This is a genomic window from Bradyrhizobium retamae, assembly GCF_001440415.1.
GTDB classification, from domain to species: Bacteria; Pseudomonadota; Alphaproteobacteria; order Rhizobiales; family Xanthobacteraceae; genus Bradyrhizobium; species Bradyrhizobium retamae.
The window spans coordinates 99,032-120,511 of the sequence record NZ_LLYA01000135.1 but is presented as its reverse complement, the minus strand read 5'-3'; the positions used below and the strand labels follow the sequence as shown (position 1 = coordinate 120,511).

Annotated in this window: 21 protein-coding genes; 7 read left to right on the top strand and 14 right to left on the bottom strand. The window is 63.6% G+C overall.

Annotated elements, in window-relative coordinates; genetic code table 11:
* Window positions 1-619 (bottom strand): TCP-1/cpn60 chaperonin family protein (locus CQ13_RS16570; RefSeq protein ID WP_283807509.1); only part of this gene is annotated, 619 nt, incomplete at its 3' end.
* Between the two features lie 90 nt (window positions 620-709).
* Window positions 710-1,024: a co-chaperone GroES gene (locus CQ13_RS16565; RefSeq protein WP_057843921.1), complete on the bottom strand. Its 315-nt coding sequence runs from the start codon at window positions 1,022-1,024 to the stop codon at window positions 710-712.
* Between the two features lie 382 nt (window positions 1,025-1,406).
* Here CQ13_RS16565 and CQ13_RS16560 point away from each other — a divergent pair, with 382 nt between their 5' ends.
* Together CQ13_RS16560 and CQ13_RS16555 are read left to right on the top strand one after the other, a co-directional pair.
* Complete coding sequence (locus CQ13_RS16560; RefSeq protein WP_057843920.1) at window positions 1,407-1,694, top strand: usg protein; 288 nt, start codon at window positions 1,407-1,409, stop codon at window positions 1,692-1,694.
* A 153-nt stretch (window positions 1,695-1,847) separates the two neighbouring features.
* Window positions 1,848-2,393, top strand: coding sequence for a cupin domain-containing protein (locus CQ13_RS16555; RefSeq protein ID WP_057843919.1), 546 nt, complete (start codon window positions 1,848-1,850; stop codon window positions 2,391-2,393).
* Window positions 2,394-2,528: 135 nt separating this feature from the next.
* Here CQ13_RS16555 and CQ13_RS16550 read toward each other — a convergent pair whose 3' ends face one another.
* The 6 genes from CQ13_RS16550 to CQ13_RS16525 form a co-directional block, all read right to left on the bottom strand.
* Window positions 2,529-3,779 (bottom strand): NupC/NupG family nucleoside CNT transporter, encoded by a 1,251-nt coding sequence (locus tag CQ13_RS16550; protein ID WP_057843918.1) that lies wholly within the window; start codon window positions 3,777-3,779, stop codon window positions 2,529-2,531.
* A 102-nt stretch (window positions 3,780-3,881) separates the two neighbouring features.
* A complete protein-coding gene (locus CQ13_RS16545; protein WP_057843917.1) occupies window positions 3,882-4,646 on the bottom strand; it encodes an SDR family oxidoreductase in 765 nt (254 codons plus the stop codon).
* A gap of 13 nt (window positions 4,647-4,659) precedes the next feature.
* A complete protein-coding gene (locus CQ13_RS16540; RefSeq protein ID WP_057843916.1) occupies window positions 4,660-5,418 on the bottom strand; it encodes a proteasome-type protease in 759 nt (252 codons plus the stop codon).
* A 338-nt stretch (window positions 5,419-5,756) separates the two neighbouring features.
* Window positions 5,757-6,599: a transglutaminase family protein gene (locus CQ13_RS16535; RefSeq protein ID WP_057843915.1), complete on the bottom strand. Its 843-nt coding sequence runs from the start codon at window positions 6,597-6,599 to the stop codon at window positions 5,757-5,759.
* A gap of 160 nt (window positions 6,600-6,759) precedes the next feature.
* Window positions 6,760-7,704 carry an alpha-E domain-containing protein gene (locus CQ13_RS16530; protein WP_057843914.1) on the bottom strand — a complete coding sequence of 315 codons (945 nt, stop codon included), beginning with the start codon at window positions 7,702-7,704 and terminating at the stop codon, window positions 6,760-6,762.
* Window positions 7,705-7,720: 16 nt separating this feature from the next.
* A complete protein-coding gene (locus CQ13_RS16525; RefSeq protein WP_057843913.1) occupies window positions 7,721-9,139 on the bottom strand; it encodes a circularly permuted type 2 ATP-grasp protein in 1,419 nt (472 codons plus the stop codon).
* 219 nt (window positions 9,140-9,358) lie between these two features.
* Here CQ13_RS16525 and CQ13_RS16520 point away from each other — a divergent pair, with 219 nt between their 5' ends.
* The 3 genes from CQ13_RS16520 to CQ13_RS16510 all read left to right on the top strand — a co-directional run bounded on the left by CQ13_RS16520 (window position 9,359) and on the right by CQ13_RS16510 (window position 11,339).
* Complete coding sequence (locus tag CQ13_RS16520) at window positions 9,359-10,099, top strand: competence/damage-inducible protein A (RefSeq protein WP_057843912.1); 741 nt, start codon at window positions 9,359-9,361, stop codon at window positions 10,097-10,099.
* Window positions 10,100-10,120: 21 nt separating this feature from the next.
* Complete coding sequence (gene gpt / locus CQ13_RS16515) at window positions 10,121-10,639, top strand: xanthine phosphoribosyltransferase (protein WP_057843911.1); 519 nt, start codon at window positions 10,121-10,123, stop codon at window positions 10,637-10,639.
* A gap of 85 nt (window positions 10,640-10,724) precedes the next feature.
* Window positions 10,725-11,339, top strand: coding sequence for a hypothetical protein (locus tag CQ13_RS16510; protein ID WP_057843910.1), 615 nt, complete (start codon window positions 10,725-10,727; stop codon window positions 11,337-11,339).
* A 57-nt stretch (window positions 11,340-11,396) separates the two neighbouring features.
* Here the strand turns inward: CQ13_RS16510 and CQ13_RS16505 are convergent, their stop codons facing one another.
* A complete protein-coding gene (locus CQ13_RS16505) occupies window positions 11,397-12,419 on the bottom strand; it encodes a methionine synthase (protein ID WP_057843909.1) in 1,023 nt (340 codons plus the stop codon).
* A gap of 239 nt (window positions 12,420-12,658) precedes the next feature.
* Between CQ13_RS16505 and CQ13_RS16500 the strand changes: the two genes are divergently transcribed.
* Together CQ13_RS16500 and CQ13_RS16495 are read left to right on the top strand one after the other, a co-directional pair.
* Window positions 12,659-13,279: a 2-hydroxychromene-2-carboxylate isomerase gene (locus CQ13_RS16500; RefSeq protein WP_057843908.1), complete on the top strand. Its 621-nt coding sequence runs from the start codon at window positions 12,659-12,661 to the stop codon at window positions 13,277-13,279.
* Entirely contained in the window at window positions 13,279-14,253 is a 975-nt protein-coding gene (locus CQ13_RS16495; RefSeq protein WP_057843907.1) for an NADPH:quinone oxidoreductase family protein, read from the top strand. Before CQ13_RS16500 ends, CQ13_RS16495 begins: the two co-directional genes overlap by 1 nt.
* A 170-nt stretch (window positions 14,254-14,423) precedes the next feature.
* On the opposite strand, the gene CQ13_RS16490 is transcribed toward CQ13_RS16495, so the two are convergent.
* The 5 genes from CQ13_RS16490 to CQ13_RS16470 all read right to left on the bottom strand — a co-directional run bounded on the left by CQ13_RS16490 (window position 14,424) and on the right by CQ13_RS16470 (window position 21,466).
* Window positions 14,424-15,314, bottom strand: a complete 891-nt coding sequence (locus tag CQ13_RS16490; RefSeq protein ID WP_057843906.1) for a crotonase/enoyl-CoA hydratase family protein — start codon at window positions 15,312-15,314, stop codon at window positions 14,424-14,426.
* Window positions 15,315-15,481: 167 nt separating this feature from the next.
* Window positions 15,482-16,906 carry an amidase gene (locus tag CQ13_RS16485; RefSeq protein ID WP_057843905.1) on the bottom strand — a complete coding sequence of 475 codons (1,425 nt, stop codon included), beginning with the start codon at window positions 16,904-16,906 and terminating at the stop codon, window positions 15,482-15,484.
* Window position 16,907: 1 nt separating this feature from the next.
* Window positions 16,908-18,071, bottom strand: a complete 1,164-nt coding sequence (locus CQ13_RS16480) for a M20 aminoacylase family protein (RefSeq protein WP_057843904.1) — start codon at window positions 18,069-18,071, stop codon at window positions 16,908-16,910.
* A 6-nt stretch (window positions 18,072-18,077) separates the two neighbouring features.
* On the bottom strand, window positions 18,078-19,613 hold the full coding sequence (locus CQ13_RS16475) for a M81 family metallopeptidase (protein WP_057843903.1): 1,536 nt from the start codon (window positions 19,611-19,613) through the stop codon (window positions 18,078-18,080).
* Between the two features lie 212 nt (window positions 19,614-19,825).
* Window positions 19,826-21,466, bottom strand: coding sequence for an ABC transporter ATP-binding protein (locus CQ13_RS16470; RefSeq protein WP_057843902.1), 1,641 nt, complete (start codon window positions 21,464-21,466; stop codon window positions 19,826-19,828).
* Between the last annotated feature and the right edge of the window lie 14 nt (window positions 21,467-21,480).

Below are 21,480 nucleotides of genomic sequence, written 5' to 3'. Positions count from 1 at the left end.
TGGTGACGAAGTAGGGCGAGATGTAGCCGCGGTCGAACTGCATGCCTTCGACGACGTCGAGTTCGGTCTCGAGCGACTTGGCTTCCTCAACCGTGATCACGCCCTCGTTGCCGACCTTCTTCATGGCGTCAGCCAGGAACTTGCCGATTTCGGCGTCGCCGTTGGCGGAGATGGTGCCGACCTGGGCGATTTCCTCGTTCGAGGTGACCTTCTTGGAGTTCTTGACGAGGTCGGCGACCACGGCCTCCACTGCCAAGTCGATACCGCGCTTCAGGTCCATCGGGTTCATGCCGGCGGCAACCGACTTGGCGCCTTCACGGACGATCGCAGCCGCGAGAACGGTCGCGGTAGTGGTGCCGTCGCCGGCCGCGTCAGCGGACTTGGAGGCAACTTCGCGCACCATTTGCGCGCCCATGTTCTCGAACTTGTCGTCGAGCTCGATCTCCTTGGCGACGGTGACGCCGTCCTTGGTGATGCGGGGTGCGCCGAACGACTTGTCGAGCACGACGTTGCGGCCCTTGGGACCGAGCGTGACCTTCACGGCGTTGTTGAGAATGTCGACGCCGCGCAGCATGCGGTCGCGGGCGTCGACGCCGAATTTAACTTCTTTGGCTGACATATTTGGTTTCCCTGAGTTGATCTTTGTTTCTCACCCTGTCGGGGAGGCGCCTTGCGGGCGCCCCTCAGGGTGAGCGTGGCAGGCGATGTCTTAGGCGGCCTTCTTCTTGGCCGAGGTGGCGTCGAGCACGCCCATGATGTCGGACTCCTTCATGATCAGGAGTTCCTGGCCGTCGATCTTGACCTCGGTGCCCGACCACTTGCCGAACAGCACGCGGTCGCCGACCTTGAGGTCGATCGGGATCAGCTTGCCGGCTTCGTCACGGCCACCCGGGCCGACCGCGACGACTTCGCCCTGGGAGGGCTTTTCCTTGGCACTGTCCGGAATGATGATGCCGCCAGCGGTCTTCTCTTCGGCGTCGATGCGTTTGACGACGACGCGGTCGTGAAGCGGACGGAAGTTCATGCAGTCCTCCTAAACGTCTGGGAATGTTGTAGAATTCTGTAATTTTGGCAGTCCGGACCAGCGAGTGCCAATCCGGCTGCGGCTGATTTAGGCCAGTATTCTTCGGGGGACAAGGGCTTCTAGCAGAAAAATTGGCACTCAAATATGTCGCCTGCCAATTTTGTTCGGCATGATTAATGCGGCCGGGGAAGCCTCCGGACCCCGTATTAGCACGTGCGGTAAGCTGCTGCTAACGCGAGAATTTTCAACAGTTCATTAAACATTTAGGCTTGTGATGGGTTGGTATCGTGCGTCACATTTCTCTCATGTGAGCGCATCTCCGCCGGGGTGGCTCGGTGTGTGGCCACCACGTGAAATGCGCTTCCAGCAATGGAGGTTTGGCATGGTCTCGCGGGTTGGAGTTGCTTCCGACGACTTCCGGAAGCAGGTGCTGGGTTACGGGCTGACGACGGCGCAAATTCTGTATCGGATGCCGGATCACCCCTCATTGCTGCAGACCTATGTCTGGCAGAATTACGATCTGTTTCCGAAATTCCCGGCGCTGAAGGACTTCCTCGCGTTCTGGCAGGAAAAGCTTGACGGCCCGCTGTTCTCCGTAACGGTCGCGCATTCCAAGCTGATCAAGCCGGCTGAGCTGCGTGCAGTCGACGGTGTGTTCAGGCTGCATTGATTGCGATGCTGTAGAGTGGGCAAAGCGAAACGTGCCCACCACGTCAACGTAGATCTTCGCTCTTGATGGTGGGCACGGCGCAAACGCGCCTTTGCCCACCCTACGAAACTGAATTCGTGTTAGCCTCCTGCCATAACAACAAGGGAGGCACCAATGGCCAAGAAGGCGGCATCACGTCCCGCGGCGCAGCCCGCCGTGAAGAAGAAGTGGTCGGGTCACAAGGCCGCAGCCAAATCCTCAGCCCGCAAGTCCGTCAAGTCAAAGGCGAGGGGCGCGCCGGCGGCCAAGGCCAAGCCTGCAAAGAAGGCCCGGCCGAAGCAGCGCATCGCCATCAGCCATCACCGCGAAGAAGATTTCAAGGCGGACGGCCTGCGCACTTATGCAAAGTACCGCGACCTCGGGATTGCCGACGCGACCCACGGCCTGGCGCAGGCGCATGTCATCCGCCTGGTCGGCCCGTGCAACCCGGCGGAAGTTTCAAAACTGCATTACCACGACGTCGAATTCCAGATGGTCTATGTGCTCAAGGGTTGGGTGAAGACCTATATGGAGGGGCAGGGCGAGACGCTGATGAAGGAAGGCAGCGCCTGGACCCAGCCGCCGCGCATCAAGCATCTGATCATGGATTATTCCGATGACGTCGAGTTGCTGGAGGTGATCCTACCGGCGAAGTTCAAGACGGTGGAATTGGCGAGTTGATCTCCCGCGGTCGTTCCGGGGCGCGAAGTGAACTGTGGTGCGCAATTGCGCACCCGAGAATCTCGAGGTTCTCAGGCGCGCAATTGCGCACCCGAGTTCGACGCTGACGCGTCGCCCCGGAACGACGGAGAGAAGTCAGGTCATCACCCCCACCACTGCCCCCATCAAACACGTCGCCAGCGTACCCGACACGATCGACTTCAATCCCAGCGCGTTGATCTCCTCGCGCCGATCCGGTGCCATGGTGCCGAGGCCGCCGATCATGATGCCGAGGCTGGCGAAGTTGGCAAAGCCGCACATCGCGTAGAGCATGATCAGCCGCGAGCGCGGGTCGAGCGCGTCCGTGCCGAGTTTCGAGAGGTCGAGATAGGCGATCAGCTCGTTGAGCACGGTCTTGGTGCCCATCAGACTTCCGGCCGTGACGGCTTGCGGCCAGGGCAGGCCCATGAGCCAGCACACCGGCGCCATCACAAGCCCCAGCAGCCGCTGTAGCGAAATTTTGGAGCCGCCGATCTCGGGCAACAGCCCCAGGATCGCATTGACGAGATAAACCAGCGCCACAAGCACCAAGAGCATCGCGACGATGTTAAGCAGCAATTCGAGCCCGGCCGCGGTGCCCTTGGTGATTGCATCCATGGTCGAGGACGCAAGCATGTCGGGATCTCTGAGCGAGCCGCCAGTGCGCTTATCGGAAGTCTCCGGCACCATGATCAGGCTGATCAGGATCGCGGCCGGCGCGCCCAACACGGACGCAATGACAAAATGCGCGGCCGCATCGGGGATCAGCGGTGCGAGGAACGTGGCGTAGAGCACCAGCACGGTGCCGGCGATGCCGGCCATGCCGCCGGTCATCACCAGGAACAATTCGCTGCGCGTAAGCTGGGCCAAATAGGGGCGGATGAACAGCGGCGCCTCGACCATGCCGAGAAAGATATTGGCCGCGGCCGATAGCCCGACCGCGCCGCCGACGCCGAGCGTGCGCTCCAACAGCCATGCCATACCGCGCACGATCGGCGGCAGTACGCGCCAGTAGAACAGCAGCGTGGTCAGAACGCTCATGACCAGCACGATCGGCAGCGCCTGAAATGCCAGGATGAAATCCGCGCCCGGCGCCTTGAGATCGAACGGCAGCGCGCCGCCGCCAAGATAGCCGAACACGAAGGAAGTGCCGGCGCGGGTGGCTGCCGCGATCGTGCCGACGGCGTCGTTGATGGTGCCGAAGGCTTTTGCTACCGGCGGCAGCTTGAGCAGCACCAGCGCGGTAATAATGGTGACGGCCAGCCCGATCGCCACTTGACGGAGCGACACGGCGGGGCGGTTCTCGCCGCACGCCCATGCGATCGCCAGCAACGCCAGCACGCCAAACGCCGATTGCAGTTGCAGCATGAATCCCCCGAAAAGCCCGGGAGCGATTATGCCAACCTTGTCGATTTGTGAAAGCCCAACTCGTATCCCGGACGCGCTTCGCTGCCCCCGGGGACACGAAAGTCAGCCCCGTCCGACGAACGGCATCTTGGTCGCCATGACCGTCATGAACAGCACATTGGCATCAAGCGGCAGGCCCGCCATATAGGCCACCGCATCGCCGACGGCCTTCGCGTCCATGCGCGGTTCGTGCTTCATCGTGCCATCAGGCTGCATCACACCGGGGCCGGCGACCATGCGGTCGGTCATCGGCGTCGCGGCATTGCCGATGTCGACCTGGCCGACCGCGATGTCGTACATGCGGCCATCCAGATTGGAAGCTTTGGTGAGGCCGGTGATCGCGTGCTTGGTCGACGTATAGGCGGCCGAGAAGGGCCGCGGCGCATGCGCGGAGATCGAGCCGTTATTGATGATGCGCCCGCCGCGCGGCTTCTGGTCCTTCATGATGCGGAAGGCATGCTGGGTGCACAGGAACGGGCCGGTGAGGTTGGTGTTCACCACCGCCTGCCACTGCTCGAGGCTCAGATCCTCGAAATTGACCGGCGGCGCGCCCATGCCGGCGTTGTTGAAGAGAACATCGAGCCGGCCATAGGTATCCATCACCTTGGCAAACAGCGCTGCGATCGAATCGGGCTTGGTCATGTCGGCGGAAACGCACAGGCTCTTGCCGACATTGTCGCCGAGCTTCCTGGTTTCTTCCAGCATCTCCATGCGACGCCCGGCGAGCACCACAGTGAAGCCGGCGTTCATCAGCGCCAGCGATGCCGCGCGTCCGACGCCGGTACCGGCACCGGTCACGAGCGCGATCTTGTTGGTTGCGTCGGCCATTATTTCCTCGCCTTCATTTCTTGGTTTCTGTTTCGGATTTGTAGGGTGGTCTCGGAATATTCTGGTGTGCCGCCCGCAAGGCCGCGGACCAGCGCGAACGCAGATCGTGGAAGTAGGGCTCGCCTGCCTCGATGCGGTGGTTGAGATCGGCCTCGCAGGCATCCGCGCGCACCACCAGCACGTCGATCGGCAACCCCACGCCGAGATTGGAGCGCATGGTCGAATCCATCGAGATCAGACCGGTCTTCAGCGCCTCATACAGTTCGACGTCGTAATGCATCGCGCGATCCAGCACCGGCTTGCCGTATTTGTGCTCGCCGATCTGCAGGTAAGGCGTGTCAGTGGTGCATTCGATGAAATTGCCGGCCGTGTAGACCATGAACAGCCGCATCCGCGAGCCCTTGATCTGGCCGCCGAACAGGAAGGAGACGTCGAAGGAGACGTCTTCGGATCGCAGCGCCTCGCCTTCGGTGGCGTGCACGGCGCGGATGGCGCGGCCGATGCGTTGCGCGGCCTGGAACATGGTTGGCGCGTTCATCAGCGTTTCGAGCTCGCCGGTGTGCGGATCTTCCATGCCCTCGGTGAGCGTCGACAGCACCGACTGGCTGATCGCCAGATTGCCGGCGCTGGCGATCGCCATGATGCGCTCGCCGGGCTTTGAGAAAACATGGAGCTTGCGGAAGGTCGAGACGTTGTCGAGGCCGGCATTGGTGCGCGTATCTGCGATCATGACGAGACCGTCCCGCACCAGAATTCCGCAGCAATAGGTCATTCCCGATCCCCGAACGCGCCTGATTTTTCGGCGCCAACTAGTAGCCAATTTCGAGGGGCCATCCAACCCCAATTCCCCGTGGCGGGGCATGCGCCCGGCCGGTCAAACCTCGAAACCGAAGGCGGGAGGGCACATGCGGAAATCAGCGCGGATTGGCTCGATTGCAGCCTTGTGACTGCTAGGCAGCGTGGGCGCCCAGGCAGGTCCCTGGGAAGGCGGCATAGTGGCCTACAACCAGGGGCGCGCTTAGCGCGAACCCGGATCTCGAGATTCCCCGGTGCGCAATTGCGCATCTGAGGTCTGGTGCTCGCGCACCATCCCGGAAGGAAATGCAAAATTCACGACTGCGACTGGCTTTGCCACTGACCCGGCCGCCCAGCCTGTTCGACCTTGACCGCAACCGTCAGCGTTTCCGTGCCGCCCCCATAGCGGGTGCCGCGTACCGGGGCTGCGCCGAGGTAGTCGAGCCCGATCGCGACGCGGGCGTGGGCGTCGGTGGTGCAGATGCCGTTGGCGGCATCGAAGCCGACCCAGCCGAGATCGGGCACGTAGGCTTCCGCCCAGGCGTGGCCCGCCTGCTGGTGAATCATGCCGTCAGAGCGCAGGAAATGGCCGGAGACGAAACGCGCCGGAACCCCGCCGGAGCGGGCGCAGGCGATGAAGATGTGCGCATAGTCCTGGCAGACGCCGCGCTTGAGCGCAAACGCCTCCGCCGCCGAAGTGCCCGAGTGGGTGGGGTCTTCGTCGAATGTCATATGCTCGTTGATCTGCACCATCAGCGCATGCAGGAAACCGAGCACGTCGCCATCGGACTCCGACCGCAGCTCGCGGGCAAAGGTCGCCATCGCCGGATTGACTTCGGTCAGCGCGGTTTGGCGCAGGAACAGGCTCGGCGGAAAGCGCTCGTCGGTACCGCGCAGCACGCCGCCAGTGTCATGGGTCTCGATCAGGCCCTCGACATGGATGGTGAGGTCGGCGATCGGCCCGTGGGTAAGCACATGCGTGACGTTGCCGAATGCATCCTGGTGCATGTCGAGGCGAGAGTCGGTCGAGACATCGATCTGCCATTCGGCGACATACTGCCCGTCATGGCTGCCGGGCGTCATCCGCAGGATCTGGATCACGCCGGTGGCCGACGGCTCGTAGCGATAGCTGGTGGAGTGGGCAATTCGCAGGCGCATGGCTTGACCCGGTTCGGATCGTCATGCCCGGGCAGTAGCGCGAAGCGCGTCTTCGCGCTAGATGTCCCGGGCATCCACGTTCTTCGGTTGGCATAGCAAGACGTCGATAGCCGGGACAAGCCCGGCCATGAACGGCATTCGGTTTTGTTCGTCCGAAATCTCAAATCAAATACTGCTTGGTGATGACCTCACCGAGCCGCGAATTGTCCGCGATGAACTCCTGGATGAACTCATGGACGCCGTGCTGGAAGATATCGTCCATATGGCTGTGTTCAAGCCGGTTGCGGACCCCGCGGGCGTGGCGCTGGGCGGCGCCCTGGCGACCGTAGGCGACGCCGATCTGGTCGAGATTGCGGACGAGGTTGCTGTAGCAGCTCGCCAGCGAGCGTGGCAGCGTGTCGTTGAGGATCAGGAGGTCGGCGATCAGCCACGGCTTTAGCGTCTCGCGATAGACCCAGTGATAGGCGGTCAGCGCGGAGACCGAGCGCAGGATCGAGGTCCACTGGTAGTAGTCCAGGGGACCACCGACGTGCTCCTCCTCGGGCAGCAGCACGTGATATTTCACGTCGAGAATACGAGCGGTATTGTCGGCGCGCTCAAGATGCAGCCCCAGCCGCGAGAACCAGTAGGCGTCGTTGCGCAGCATGGTCCGGTAGGCCGAGCCGTCGAACCGCAGCGAGGTCTCCTGCACGAAGCGGAGGAACCGCGCCAGTTCCTCGCGGCTCGACGTGCCCTTGCCCCAGACCTCCTGCAATTCGATCCACGCCGAGTTGATGGTGTCCCACATCTCCGATGTCAGCGCGGTGCGCACCGAGCGCGAATTGAGCCGGGCGGCCTCGATGCAATTCTTGATCGAGGAGGAATTGGAAGGCGAGAATGCCAGATATTCGACGACGTTCTGCTCGGTGGCTTCCGGATAGGCCTCGTAGAAGCTTGCGCTGACCCCGGCCGTCAGCAGCGCCGATTCCCACTCATTGGTCTTGCCGATATAGGCGGTGGGAAGCGCGGTGACTCGCAAGGTCGCATCGATGGTGCGCGCGATATATTCGGCGCGCTCGACATAGCGGGCCAGCCAGTACAGGTTTTCGGCGGTGCGCGACAGCATACGAAAATTTCGCCCTCTATTCGTCCAGTATCCAGGTGTCCTTGGTGCCGCCGCCCTGGCTGGAGTTGACCACCAAGGAGCCTTCCTTCAGCGCCACCCGCGTCAGTCCGCCCGGCACGATGGTGACGTGCTTGCTGCCGGTCAGCACGAACGGGCGCAAATCGACATGGCGCGGTGCGAGGCCGGAGGCGGTGCAGGTCGGGCAGGTCGAGAGCGCCAGCGTCGGCTGGGCGATAAAACCCTCCGGCTCGCGCTTGAGCTTGTCGCGGAACGCCTCGATCGTCGCCTTCGTCGCGGCCGGGCCGATCAGCATGCCGTAGCCGCCGGAGCCGTGGACTTCCTTGACGACCAGTTCGCTCAAATTGTCGAGCACGTAGGCGAGGTCCTTCGGCTCGCGGCAGCGCCAGGTCGGCACATTCTTCAGGATCGGTTCTTCGCCGAGATAGAACTTTACCACCTCCGGCATGTAGGAATAGATCGCCTTGTCGTCGCCAATCCCTGTGCCGACCGCGTTCGCCAGCGTGATATTGCCGGCGGCATAGGCCGACATCAGCCCGGGCACGCCGAGTGCCGAATCCGAGCGGAAGGTGAGGGGGTCGAGGAAATCGTCGTCGACGCGGCGGTAGATCACGTCGACGCGCTTCAGCCCCTCGGTGGTGCGCATGAACACCTCGTCGTTCTTGACGATGAGATCGCGGCCCTCGACCAGCTCGATGCCGAGCTTGTCGGCAAGAAAAGAGTGTTCGTAATAGGCGGAATTGTAGACGCCCGGCGTCATCAGCGCGACCGTCGGCTCGGCCGAGGCGGAGAGCGGCGCCACCGAGCGCAGCGCCGACAGCAATTCGTCCGGGTATCGCTCTACAGGTGCAACGCGGTGGCGGGCGAACAGGTCGGGAAACAGCCGCATCATGATTTCGCGGTTTTCCAGCATGTAGGAGACGCCCGAGGGCGTCCGCGCGTTATCTTCCAGCACGATGAAATTGTCGGCGTCGACCCGGACGATGTCGATCCCGGCGATGTGGACGTAGACGTCGTGCGGCACGCTCTGGCCGTTCATCTCGGGGCGGAAGACCGGATTTTGGAAGATCAGGTCGTCGGGAATGATGTTGGCGCGCAGGATGTCGCGGCCGTGATAGATATCTCGCAAGAACATGTTGAGCGCGCGCACCCGCTGCTTCAGGCCCTTCTCCAGAACAGCCCATTCCTTTGCCGATATAATTCGCGGGATCACGTCGAAGGGGATCAGCCGCTCCTGCGCCTCCGCATCACCATAGACCGCAAAGGTGATGCCGATCCGGCGGAACAACAGTTCCGCCTCCTGACGGCGATATTCCAGGGCGTCCGGAGGCGTCTCCTTCAGCCAGCGGGAGAGCTCCCGGTAGGCCGGGCGGAGGTCGCCGCCGGGCCCGTTCATTTCATCGAAGGCAACTGCCATAAATCCTGACTATCTCTCGAAGCCATGCGGCACGGTGCATGAGTTCACAGGATGGTAGCAAGGCTCGGGCCACCGCGATATGCATTGGCTTGCGGCATTTCGTGTGGGTAGCCGGCCGCGCTGCCCTAAAAAAGGGCTGCCGGGTGCTTATTTCGGCAGCAAATCCCCGTGACTTCAATGCGTTGCTTGCGCAAAGTACGGGGCAGGTGGGGAGAAGTCATGAGCGAGATCGTCACGGCGGGTATTCTGGTCATCGGCGACGAGATCTTGTCCGGCCGTACCAAGGACAAGAACATCGGGTTCATCGCCGAATACCTGACCAATATCGGGATCGATCTCAAGGAGGTCCGCATCGTCGCCGACGACGAGACCGACATTGTCGACGCCCTTAATGCACTGCGGAATCGCTACGCCTACGTCTTCACCACCGGCGGCATCGGACCGACCCATGACGACATCACCGCCGACAGCGTCGCCAAGGCTTTCGGTGTCGGGATCGGTCATCATCCGGAGGTGGTGGCGCGCTTCCGCGAGCGCTGGAGCGAGCAGGATCTGAACGAGGCGCGGCTGCGCATGGCGCGTGTGCCCGACGGCGCCGAACTGATCCAGAGCGCCACCATTTTGGCGCCCGGATTCAAACTCGGCAATGTAATAGTCATGGCCGGCATCCCCTCGATCATGCAGGCGATGATGGACATCGTCGCGCCCAAGCTGAAATCGGGCGTGCGGATGCTGTCGGACTCGGTCCGCGCCAATGCGCGCGAAGGCGATATCGGAGGGCCGTTGCGGGAGATCGCCATCGCCCATCCCGACACCATCATCGGCAGCTATCCGTTCATGGACGAGGACAAGAAGCCGAACACCAACCTCGTCGTCCGCTCGCGCGATCCCGACAAGCTCAACGCCGCGATGGCCGCGGTGAAGGAGATGCTGGCGGCATTGAACGTCACCACCCGGTAGCAGACAGGTAGGCGAAGCAGCGTGGCAGATAACAATTACGAACCGAGCGCCGAGGCGAAAGCCGGCCGGCCCTTTCCGGTGTCCTGGGACCAGTTTCACCGGGATTGCCGGGCGCTGACCTGGCGGCTCAACGAGGTTGGGCCGTTTCACGCCGTGATTGCGATCACCCGCGGCGGCCTGGTGCCGGCTGCGATCGTGGCCCGCGAGCTGGGCTTGCGCGTGATCGATACGGTCTGTGTCGCGAGCTACGACCACGACAAGCAGAGCGATCTGCAGGTGCTCAAGGGCGTTTCGCCCGATGTCGCCAAACTCGGCGGCGGCACCGGCAAGGGGCTGTTGATCGTCGACGACCTCGTCGATACCGGCACCACCGGCCGCCTGGTGCGCCAGATGCTCCCCGATGCACATTTCGCCACCGTCTACGCCAAGCCGAAAGGCAAGCCGCTGGTCGATACTTTCATCACTGAAGTATCGCAGGATACCTGGATCCATTTTCCCTGGGACACCGCGCTGTCGTTCCAGCCGCCGATCCGTCCGTGAGAGCGGAAGGCGAATAGCGAGTTGCGAATGGCGAGTAGGGAAAGATACCATTCGCCACTCGCCATTCACTATTCGCGCCCTTCACATGCCCTTGCAAAACCGCGTTACCCCTACCGGCGAGATCATCGCCACCCCGCATCGCGGCATGTTCACCGGCAACCGCGGCATCATTCATGATCCCGCGACGAAGACGCTACTAAAGAAGCGCTGGTCGAGCCCGGCCTGGATCACCTGCGTCTGCGAGTTCAGAGATTGGCGCCGGCCCGTGATGGGCCGGCGGAGCTGGACCGAGCTGTTCTTTCTCGACGAGGCGACCGCCTTCGCCGCCGGGCACCGCCCATGCTTCTTCTGCCGCCGCGACGACGCCAACCGCTTTCGCGCGGCGTGGGAAGAGGGCAATGGCGCGAAGGACATTCGTGCGCGGGAGATCGATGCAGTGCTGCATGGTGAGCGGCTGGAGCGCGGCAAGAAGCGGCTTCATCCGCCGCCGGTGCCGGTGGCGCAGTTGCCTGACGGCGCGATGGTGCAGCGGGGCGCCGAGAGTTTTCTGGTCCTGCAGGGCAGGGCACTGCAATGGTCGATGGCGGGATATCGAGAGATGGACGATGCGATGGAGGACGCCCTGCTACTGACGCCGCCATCAACATTGCGCGCTTTGAGCGCTGGGTATCGGCCGGTACTGCATCCGAGTGCGAGTTGAAGCGAGGGTGATGCTGCCTGCTTGCACGATGGGCCCTCTCTCCCGCAAGCGGGAACATCACCCCAACTTCTGCCGCGCCAGCCTTGCGCCCGCGCCGAGCGCGGCCAGCTTCGCCTCCGCGATATCTCTCCGCATCGGTGCCATGCCGCAATTGGTGGTCGCGACGATGTTGCTCTTCGGCACGAATTTCGACACCGCCTCGATCACCTGAACGATGTCTTCCGCGGTCTCCACCGTGTCGCTGGCAACGTCGATCACGCCGGCCTGGACGACCTTGCCTGGCAGCAGCGCCAGCAGATCCAGCGGCACTTTCGAATTGCGGCACTCGATCGCGACCTGCTGGATCGGGCTTTTCGCGATCGCCGGGAAAATATCCTCATACTGCCGCCACTCGCTGCCCAGCGTCTGCTTCCAGTCGGTGTTGGCCTTGATGCCATAGCCGTAGCAGATGTGAACGGCGGTGGTGCAGGTCAGGCCTTCGGCGGCGCGCTCCAGCGCTCTTATGCCCCAGTCGGAGACCTCGTCCATGAAGACGTTGAAGGCGGGCTCGTCGAACTGGATCACGTCGACGCCGTCGGCCTGCAACGCCCTGGCCTCGTTGTTGAGCAGTTCGGCAAAGGCGAACGCCATCTTGACCTTGTCGCCGTAATACCGGTCGGCGACAGTGTCGGCGATGGTCATCGGGCCGGGCAGGGTGAATTTCAGTTTGCGCGTGGTGTGGGTGCGGGCGACTTGGGCCTCGTCCGCATGGACACGCCCCTTGAGCGTCAGCGGTGCTGTCACCTGCGGCACCATCGCCTTGTAGCGGTCCTTGCGGATGCCCATTTCGACCTTGTGGGCGAAATCAATGCCCTCGACCTTCTCCAGAAAGCCGTGAACGAAATGCTGGCGGGCCTGCTCGCCCTCGGTGACGATATCGACGCCGGCATCCTCCTGCAGCTTCACCGCCAGCATGGTGGCGTCGCGCTTGGCGCGGGCGAGCTCGTCACCCTTTGATTTCCAGGGTGCCCACAGCGTATTCGGCTCGGCCAGCCATTCCGGCTTCGGCAAGGAGCCTGCGATCGTGGTTGGAAACAGCATGGGAGCCTCCCGATGGGTTCTGATTGAGCGCCTGTCTGCCATGACTTATGGTCGAGGTACAGAACAACAAAAGTCGCCATTGCCTGGAAAATCTCGATCATACTGGAGAGGAACTGGGGCTTTCGGTCGGCCGCGAGGCAGCCGTCGCGGAGGAGAGGCCCCTCCAGTGCCCTCATCCTTCGAGACGGGCGTTCCGCGCTCCTCAGGATGAGGCTCGAGAACCAACAAAAGGAAACCCCATGCTCGAATTCTTCTTCGATTGCTCCAGCCCCTGGACCTATCTAGCCTTCCACAACATTCAGCCGCTGGCAAAGGAGCTCGGCGTCGAGATCACCTGGCGGCCGATCCTGGTCGGCGGCATCTTCAACACCGTCAACCCGAGCGTCTATGCCGCTCGCGAGACGCCGGTGCCGTTGAAGGCGCGCTATATGAAGAAGGACCTCGCCGACTGGGCGCGGTCCGCGGGGCTTGCGATCAAGATGCCGCCGGCGGTGTTTCCGGTGAACAGCGTCAAGGCGATGCGCGGCTGCATCTGGCTCGGCCCAGAACCTGGCGAACGCATGGTGCCGTTCGCGCGCGCGGTGTTCGAGGCCTATTGGGGTGACGACAAGGACATCTCAAAGGATTCAGTGCTGTCGGAGATCTGCCAGAAGGTCGGCGTCGATCCCGTCAAATTCTTCGATGGCATCGGCCGGCAGGCGATCAAGGATCAGCTCAAGGCCAACACGGACGAGGTGATGGCGCGCGGCGGATTCGGTTCGCCGACGATCTTCGTCGGCAAGACCGACATGTATTTCGGCAACGACCGGATGCCGCTGATCCGCGAGGCGCTGGAGCGCGTGAAAGCGCGGGCCGCCTGATGCCGAAAGCCGTCGTCTGCCGCGAACTCGGCCCGCCCGAGAAGCTGCGCCTGGAAACCTTGGCCTCCGCGCCGCTGGCGCCGGGGCAGGTGCGCGTGGCCATCCGCGCCGCCGGGATCAATTTCCCTGATATCCTGATGGCCGCCGGCGAGTATCAGCTCAAGCCGCCGCTGCCGTTCACGCCGGGCGTCGAAGCCGCAGGCGATATCGTCGAGATCAACGGCCCTACGGGAGTCGCGGTGGGCGACCGGGTGATCGTGAAGATGCGGCACGGTGCCTATGCTGACGAAGCCGTCACCACGCCCTCGCAGCTCGTGCCGCTGCCATCGACATTCGACTACGCCGAAGGCGCGACGTTCCTGGCCGGCCACGGCACGGCCTATCACGCGCTGATCGACCGCGGGAAGCTTCAACCGGGCGAGGTGCTGCTGGTGCATGGTGCCGGCGGCGGCGTTGGCCTTGCCGCCGTCGAAATCGGGAAGATGCTCGGCGCCACCGTGATTGCGACCGCGTCAAGCGACGAGAAACTTGCGATCGCCAAAGCGAGGGGCGCCGATCATCTCGTGCGCTACGACCAGGAGCCTTTCCGTGATGCCGTCAAGCGCATCACCGACGGGCAGGGCGCCGACGTGGTGTTCGATCCCGTCGGCGGCGAGGTGTTCGAAAGCTCGATGCGCTGCATCAACTGGGGCGCGCGGCTATTGGTCATCGGCTTCACCGGCGGCATCGGGCTTGCCAAGACCAATCTGTTGATGATCAAGGGCGCGAGTGTGCTCGGCATCCGTGCCGGCGAAGCGGTGCGGCGAAATCCTGCGCTTGGCGAGATCAGGATCAAGGCGCTGACGGAATGGGCGGAGGCCGGAAGAATCCGCCCCAACGTCTCGCATCGGCTGCCGCTGGAGGAGTATGCGAAAGCGATGCGGCTGTTGATCGACCGCCAGGCGATCGGCAGGGTGGCGCTCACCATGGGATGATACTCTATCGTCGTCCCTGCGAACGCATGCGAACGCAGGGACCCATACAGCGTGATCTATCGAGAGAGATAGCAGACACCTGCCGCAAAACTACGGCCGGGGGTTATGGGTCCCGGCTCGCGCTCGCGTTGCTCGCTTGGCCGGGACGACGGGAAGTGAGTCTCGATAGCTCACTTATATTCCCGCTCCTGCCACCACGGGAAATAGTCGGGCATGTCGCTCGACACCTTGTTCTTGAACTCTGCCGGCCGCTTTTCCAAGAACGACACCACGCCTTCCTTGACGTCTTCCGAGCGGCCGCGGGCGTAGATGCCGCGGCTGTCGACCTTGTGGGCTTCCATCGGATCGTCGGCGCCCAGCATGCGCCACATCATCTGCCGGATCAGCGCTACCGAGACCGGCGCGGTCTTGGCGGTGAATTCCTTGGCGAGTGCGCGTGCGGTCGGCAGCAGATCGTCCGGCGGCACCACCTTGCTGACGAGGCGGCCGGCGAGCGCTTCCTGCGCCGGGAACACGCGGCCCGAATAGCACCATTCCAACGCCTGCGAGATGCCAACGATGCGCGGCAGGAACCAGCTTGAGGCCGCCTCCGGCACGATGCCGCGTTGGGAGAACACGAAGCCGAAGCGCGCGGCTTCGGAGGCGATGCGGATATCCATCGCGAGCTGCATGGTGACGCCGATGCCGACCGCGGGCCCGTTCACGGCCGCGATCACCGGTTTTAAGCATTTGAAGATGCGCAGCGTCACCTGGCCGCCGCCATCGCGCACCAAGGGATCGCTGTAATCGGCCGCGCCGCTCGCGAGCCGCTTCACCGGACCACGCCGCGCGTCGCGGTCGAACGTGTTGGCGCCAGAAGAAAGATCAGCGCCGGCACAGAAGCCGCGGCCCGCGCCGGTGACGATGATGGCGCGGACATTGTCGTCCTTGTCGGCGGCGTCGAAGGCGTCGATCAATTCCTGCTGCATGGTGCCGTTGAAGGCGTTGAGCTTGTCGGGCCGGTTCAGCGTGATGGTGAGAATCTGATCGTCGACCTCGTACGTGATGGTCTCATACGCCATTGGGTGTTCCTTCCTGGTGTTTTTTTCATTGGAGTTTCTAGCTCGTCATTCCGGGGCGCGCCACTTGGCGCGAGCCCGGAATCCATGCGTCCACGGCCGCGATCGGTGATGTGGACGCATGGAATCCCGGCCTGGCCCTGCGGGTCATCCCGGAATGACGGCGGTGGTTACTTGGCCGGCGGCGACGGCCACGGCCGCTGCGCACCGCGCAGGCCCTCGAATGCCTTGGCCATACCGAGCACGCCGAGATCGTCGAAGCGGCGGCCGATGATCTGCACGCCGATCGGAAATCCCTTGGCGTCGTATCCGCCATTGATCGAGAGTGCCGGGTTTTCCGCCATATTCCACGGCACGGTATAGCAGATGTGCTCGAACGGTCTGTCGGGATCGTTGATCGGTGCTGCGAACTCGGCCGGGAAGTTCACCACCGGCGACACCGGAGAGATCACGTAGTCGAGTTCGTGGAATAGCTTTGCTGCCGCGGCGCGGATCGCCATGGTGGCGTTAAAACCCCTGACGACGTCGACACCGGAAAGCTTTGCGCCGGCTTCTGCCCATCTGTGGATGTAAGGCAGCGTCTTGCCGCGCTCCTCGGGCGAAAGCTTTGAGAGATCGTCCCACAACCGGGCCCGCCAGAAGTTATCGAGCCCGTCGAGCATCTCGCGCGTCAGGATGCCGTTGACTTCGGTGACGATCGCGCCGGCGGATTCGAACGCCTTCGCGGCGTTGACGGCTACGTCACGCACTTCCTGCTCAAGCGGCTGGCCGGCACCGGGATCGAGCATCAGGCCGATGCGCAGCTTGCGCGGCGACTTGTCGAGCGTCTTCCAGTGGATGCTGCTGTCAGCCGGCAGACTCATGCCGTCGCGGCGATCCGGCTTCGCCAGCACGCACATCATCAGCGCGGCGTCGTCGACGGTGCGGGTGATGGGACCTGCGACCCGGCCGACATAGGGCGGGTCGATCGGAACGCGCCCGAGGCTCGGCTTCAGCGCGACGAGACCGCACCAACAGGCCGGCAGCCGCACTGAGCCGCCAATGTCGGTGCCCAGATGCAGCGGGCCGTAGCCGGCCGCGCCCGCCGCGCCCGCGCCGGAAGAAGAGCCGCCCGGGTTCTTGCTGCGATCCCAGGGGTTGCGGGTGAGGGGGTGGAAGCTGGAGAGGCCCGACGACAGCATGCCGTAATCTGGCATCGTCGTTTTGGAGAAGATGATCGCGCCGGCTTCGCGCAGCCGTGCGGCGGGCGGCGCGTCTTTCTCTGCCGGTACCAGCTTCACGCTGGCCGCGCCCAGCGGTATCGGCTGGCCTTTGGTGGCGATATTGTCCTTGATCGTCACCGGCACGCCGTCGAGCGTGCTCACAGGCTCACCTCTCTGCCAGCGGTCACTCGACGCCTTCGCGACCGCGCGCGCGCCGTCGGGATCGAACAGATAGAGCGCCCTGATGTGCGGCTCCCAGGCCGCGACGTGCTCGATCACTTCCTCCAGCACTTCCGAGGGCGAGAACTGCTTGGCGCGATAGCCGGCGATCAGGTCAGTGGCGGAAAGGTCATGCAGCGAGGTGACCTCTTCCTCGGGGGTGGGTTTCTGCATGCTAACCTACCGGGAGCCGGGTTTCGATGATGCGGGCGAACATGCTGGCGCCGATCGGCAGGATCTTGTCGTCGAGGACGTAGCCGGGATTGTGCACGGGCACCGAGCCGTCGTGGCCGATCCAGAAATAGGCGCCGGGCACCACCTGCATCATGTCGGCGAAATCCTCGCTCCCCATCTTCGGCTGCGAGCGCGTGAGCACCTTGGACGGATCGACTACGGTCTTCGCCACCGCTTCGACCACCCTGGACTGTTCTTCCTCGTTGACGAGGACGCTGAACGTGTCGCGGATGTCGATCGTGATCTCGCACTCGAACGTGGCGGCAACGCCGGCGCAGATCTTGCGCATGCGCTCGCGGATCAGCGTGCGCACGCCGTCGTCGAAGGCGCGCACCGTGCCGCCGAGCCTGGCCTCGCCGGGGATCACGTTGTTGGCGGAGCCGGCATGGATCTGCGTGACCGACAGCACCGCAGACTTCAAGGGATCGACGTTGCGGCTGACGATGGTCTGCAGGGCTTGGGCCAGCGTGGTCGCGATCACCACCGCATCCTTGGAGCGCTCCGGCATCGCGCCATGCGCGCCATAGCCTTGGACCGTGATGTCGAAGAAATCGGCGCCTGCCATCGCCGGTCCGGGCAGGATCGCGATCTCGCCGTGATTGAGATCCGGCGCGTTGTGCAGGCCATAGACCTCGTCGCAGGGAAACTTCTCGAACAGCCCATCCTTGATCATGGCGCGTGCGCCGCCGAGGCCTTCCTCGGCCGGCTGGAAGATGAAATGCACGGTGCCGTCAAAATTCTTCGTCTCGGCCAGATAGCGCGCGGTGCCGAGCAGGATCGTGGTATGACCGTCATGGCCGCAGCCGTGAAAGCGGCCCGGAATGGTCGAGCGCCATTTCAGGTTGGTATTTTCTTCCATCGGCAGCGCGTCCATGTCGGCGCGCAGGCCGATGCGCTTGCCGCCATCGCCCTTGCCCTTGAGCACGCCGATCACGCCGGTGCCGCCGAGGCCGCGATGGACCTCGATGCCCCAACCCTTCAGCTTCTCGGCGACGATCCCGGAAGTACGCACCTCCTCGAAGCCGATCTCGGGATGGGCATGCAGATCGCGGCGGATGGCGGTGAGTTCCTCGGCATAGCCGCCGATGCGTTCGATGATGGGCATGTCTTTTTATCCGGTGACTGAGGATTTTGAGCGTGAGGGAGCGAATGGGGCAAAGGCGGGGCCGTTCGGCTTGAGGCGGATGCCCGGACGCAGCCGCGTCCAGGGCAGCGCTGCGGTGTCGGCCGGCATCGCGCCTGGGGCGGCGCAGATCAAAAGCTTCTCGGCGATCGGTTCGAAATCGGCGCGGAAATGCACCGAGCTCTTGTTGACGAGAATTTTCTGTTCGGTCGGCTCGATGCCGACATAGCGATACATTGCTTGATCCGCGAGCTGCGCCTTGTAGGAGCCCACGACGACCCTGACATCACCGATGCGCAGGCAGGCCGAGGGGCCCATGTCCATGTCGCGGCCGCCGTAATAGGGGCCAGGCGCCACGAATTTTCCGTCCGACAATATTTCGACGACGAACGTTTCCTTGTATGGCGCATCGCCCGGGATGCCCGACTTGCCGCCGAGCGCCAGCATCACGGTGGCGCCGACGCCCGCCGCGTGCGCTGCCTTGGCCGACTCCGGATCGTAGATCACGCCAGTGGCGGCGCGGGACGCGTTGTTGCGTACCAGGGCGCGCAGCATGCCGGTGGTGTCGGAATCGCCGCCGGCGCCGGGGTTGTCCTGGGTGTCGGCGATGATGATCGGCTTCTTCGCCGTTTTCGCAAGCTCGATGGCGAGGCGCACGCCATCATCGGGCGAATAGATGCGGCCGTCGAAATCGTCTTCATGGCTCTCGACGAGCGCGACGATCTTGTCGGCGGCGGCGTCCGCGTCGGCCTGCGTCCTTCCATAAGCGAACACGCTCGGCCCGCAATGGGGAAAATCCGCAGCCGGGAAACCCGGTGCAAAGGACAACGTCGGCACCGCGTCGCCTTCGAACGCCGCGAGCTGCGCGTAAATGCCCCTCGTCGGCTGGTCGTTGGTGCATTGCCAGGAGATCGGAATCAGGAATGGCAGTTGCCGGAAGGCTTTTGCAAGGCGCTGCCCGGTCTCCAGCAACAGCGCCAGGTGTTTGGCACAGGCGCGTCCGGTATCGGCCATATCGATGTGGGGATAGGTGCGGTAGGCGATCAGCGCATCCGCATGCGCGATCATCTCGGGCGAGACATTGGCATGGAGATCGAGGCTTGCGACCAGCGGTAGATCGGGGCCGATCACCTTGCGCACGCGCGCGAGGATTTCACCTTCGCCATCGTCATGCTGCTCGGTCACCATGGCGCCGTGCAGATCGAGATAGACGGCATCGATCGGCCCGGCTTTGGCGATACCGTCGACCATCTCCTTCATGACGCGCTCGAAGGCATCGGTCGTGACATGCGCCGACGGGCTGGCGGCTGCGGAGACGGTCGGGACCAGCTCCCAGCCATTGGCTTCGGCCGCTTCGACAAAGCCGGCAAGGCCGACATTGATCTTGCGCATGACCTTGAGGACATCAGGCCCATGCGCCATTGCCGGCCAACCGCCGCCATGAACAAAATCAGCATAGGTCGCCTTGGTCGGCGCGAAAGTGTTGGTCTCGTGCAGGAAGCCGCCAACGGCGATGCGGGTCATAGTGCCTCAGCCAGTGTTTTGGTTGGGGGACGTTAAGCGGGACATCGTGGCAAGCGCAAGGAGTGAAGCAATTCCGTTTTGCATGCCGCCCCACCGTCATTGCGAGCGAAGCGAAGCAATCCATTTCACCGGATGGATTGCTTCGTCGCTTTCGCTCCCTTGCGCAAACGCGTTGCGTTTGTCGCAGGCAACGACGGGGAGAGGCCTTCGCGCTACTCCGCCGCCACTTCCACAGGCCGGAAATTGGCAAAATCCCAGCCGCGGCCGGGTGCGGCATCGAGCAATGCCCTGGTATAGGCCTGCTGCGGGTGGGTCAGCACCTGCGCGGCCGGGCCCTGTTCGACGATCCGGCCATGCTGCATCACAGCGACGTCATCGCAGATTTGCGCCGCGACGCGAAGATCATGGGTGATGAACAACAACGCAATGCCCAGCCGCTTCTGGATTTCGTCGAGCAGTTCGAGCACCTGCGCCTGCACGGAGACGTCGAGCGCCGAGACCGCTTCGTCCGCAACCAGCACGTCGGGGTCGAGCGCGAGCGCGCGCGCAATCGCGATGCGCTGACGCTGTCCGCCGGAGAACTGATGCGGGTAGCGCGACACTGCATCGGCCGGCAGATCGACCAGTTCGAGCAGATCGCGCGCCTTCGCCAGCGCTTCCGCACGCGGCATGCCATAATTGATCGGACCCTCGGCAATGGTTTCGCCGACGGTCACGCGCGGATTGAGCGAGCGGTAGGGGTCCTGGAAGATGATCTGGATCTTCTTCCGGTGCGGCTGCAAGAGCCGGCGCGACAGCTCGGAGATTTCGCGGCCCGCGAGCCGCACGCCGCCGGACGTCGGATCGATCAGGCGGACGATGCAGCGCGCCACCGTCGACTTCCCGGAGCCGCTTTCGCCGACGATGCCGAGCGTGCGGCCCTTGCGCAAAGTGAGGGTGACGTCCTTGGCGGCGGCGACTTCGCGCGCCTTTCCGAGGAAGGAACGCTCGCGATAGACCTTGCCCAGTTCGTTGGCTTCCAGCACGACAGGTTCGTCGGTCTCCACGCGGGGCGCCCGCGGCACCAGGCTCGGCACCGAGGAGAGCAGGTTGCGGGTGTACTCCATGGTCGGCGTGCGCAAAATGCTGTCGAGCGGGCCAGTCTCGACGAGCCGGCCGTGGCGCATCACCGCGACGCGATCAGCGATCTCGGCGACCACGCCCATGTCATGGGTGATGAACAGCACGGCGGTGCCGTGATCGCGCTGCAGGTCGCGGATGAGGGTGAGGATCTGCTTCTGCGTGGTGACATCGAGCGCCGTCGTCGGCTCGTCCGCGATCAGGAGTTTCGGTTCGAGCACCAGCGCCATCGCAATCATGATGCGCTGGCGCTGTCCGCCCGACAGCCGGTGCGGGTAGGAGGCAAAGATGCGCTCCACGTCAGGCAACCGGACATGCTCCATCATTGCCAAAATCTTCTGGCGGCGGGCGCGGGCGTCGAGATCGGTGTGAGCGCGCAAGACTTCGTCGATCTGGCGGCCGACCGGCACCACCGGGTTGAGCGCCGTCATCGGCTCCTGAAAGATCATCGCCATCCTCGTGGCGCGCAACTGCCGCAGGCGCTTGTCGGTGGCCGTGAGCAGTTCCTCGCCGACCAGCTTGACGCTGCCGCCCGAGGGCACCAGCGCGCCCTTTTGCAATAACCCCATCACGGTCAGCGACGTCACCGATTTGCCGGAGCCGCTTTCGCCGACAACGCAGAGGGTTTCGCCCTCGTGCACCTGCAGCGAGACGCCGTCAATGATGCGCTGACCGGAAGGATTTTTGCCGAGGCCGACGACGAGGTTGTCGATATCGAGGATGATGCTTTTCATTTCTTGCAATGCCG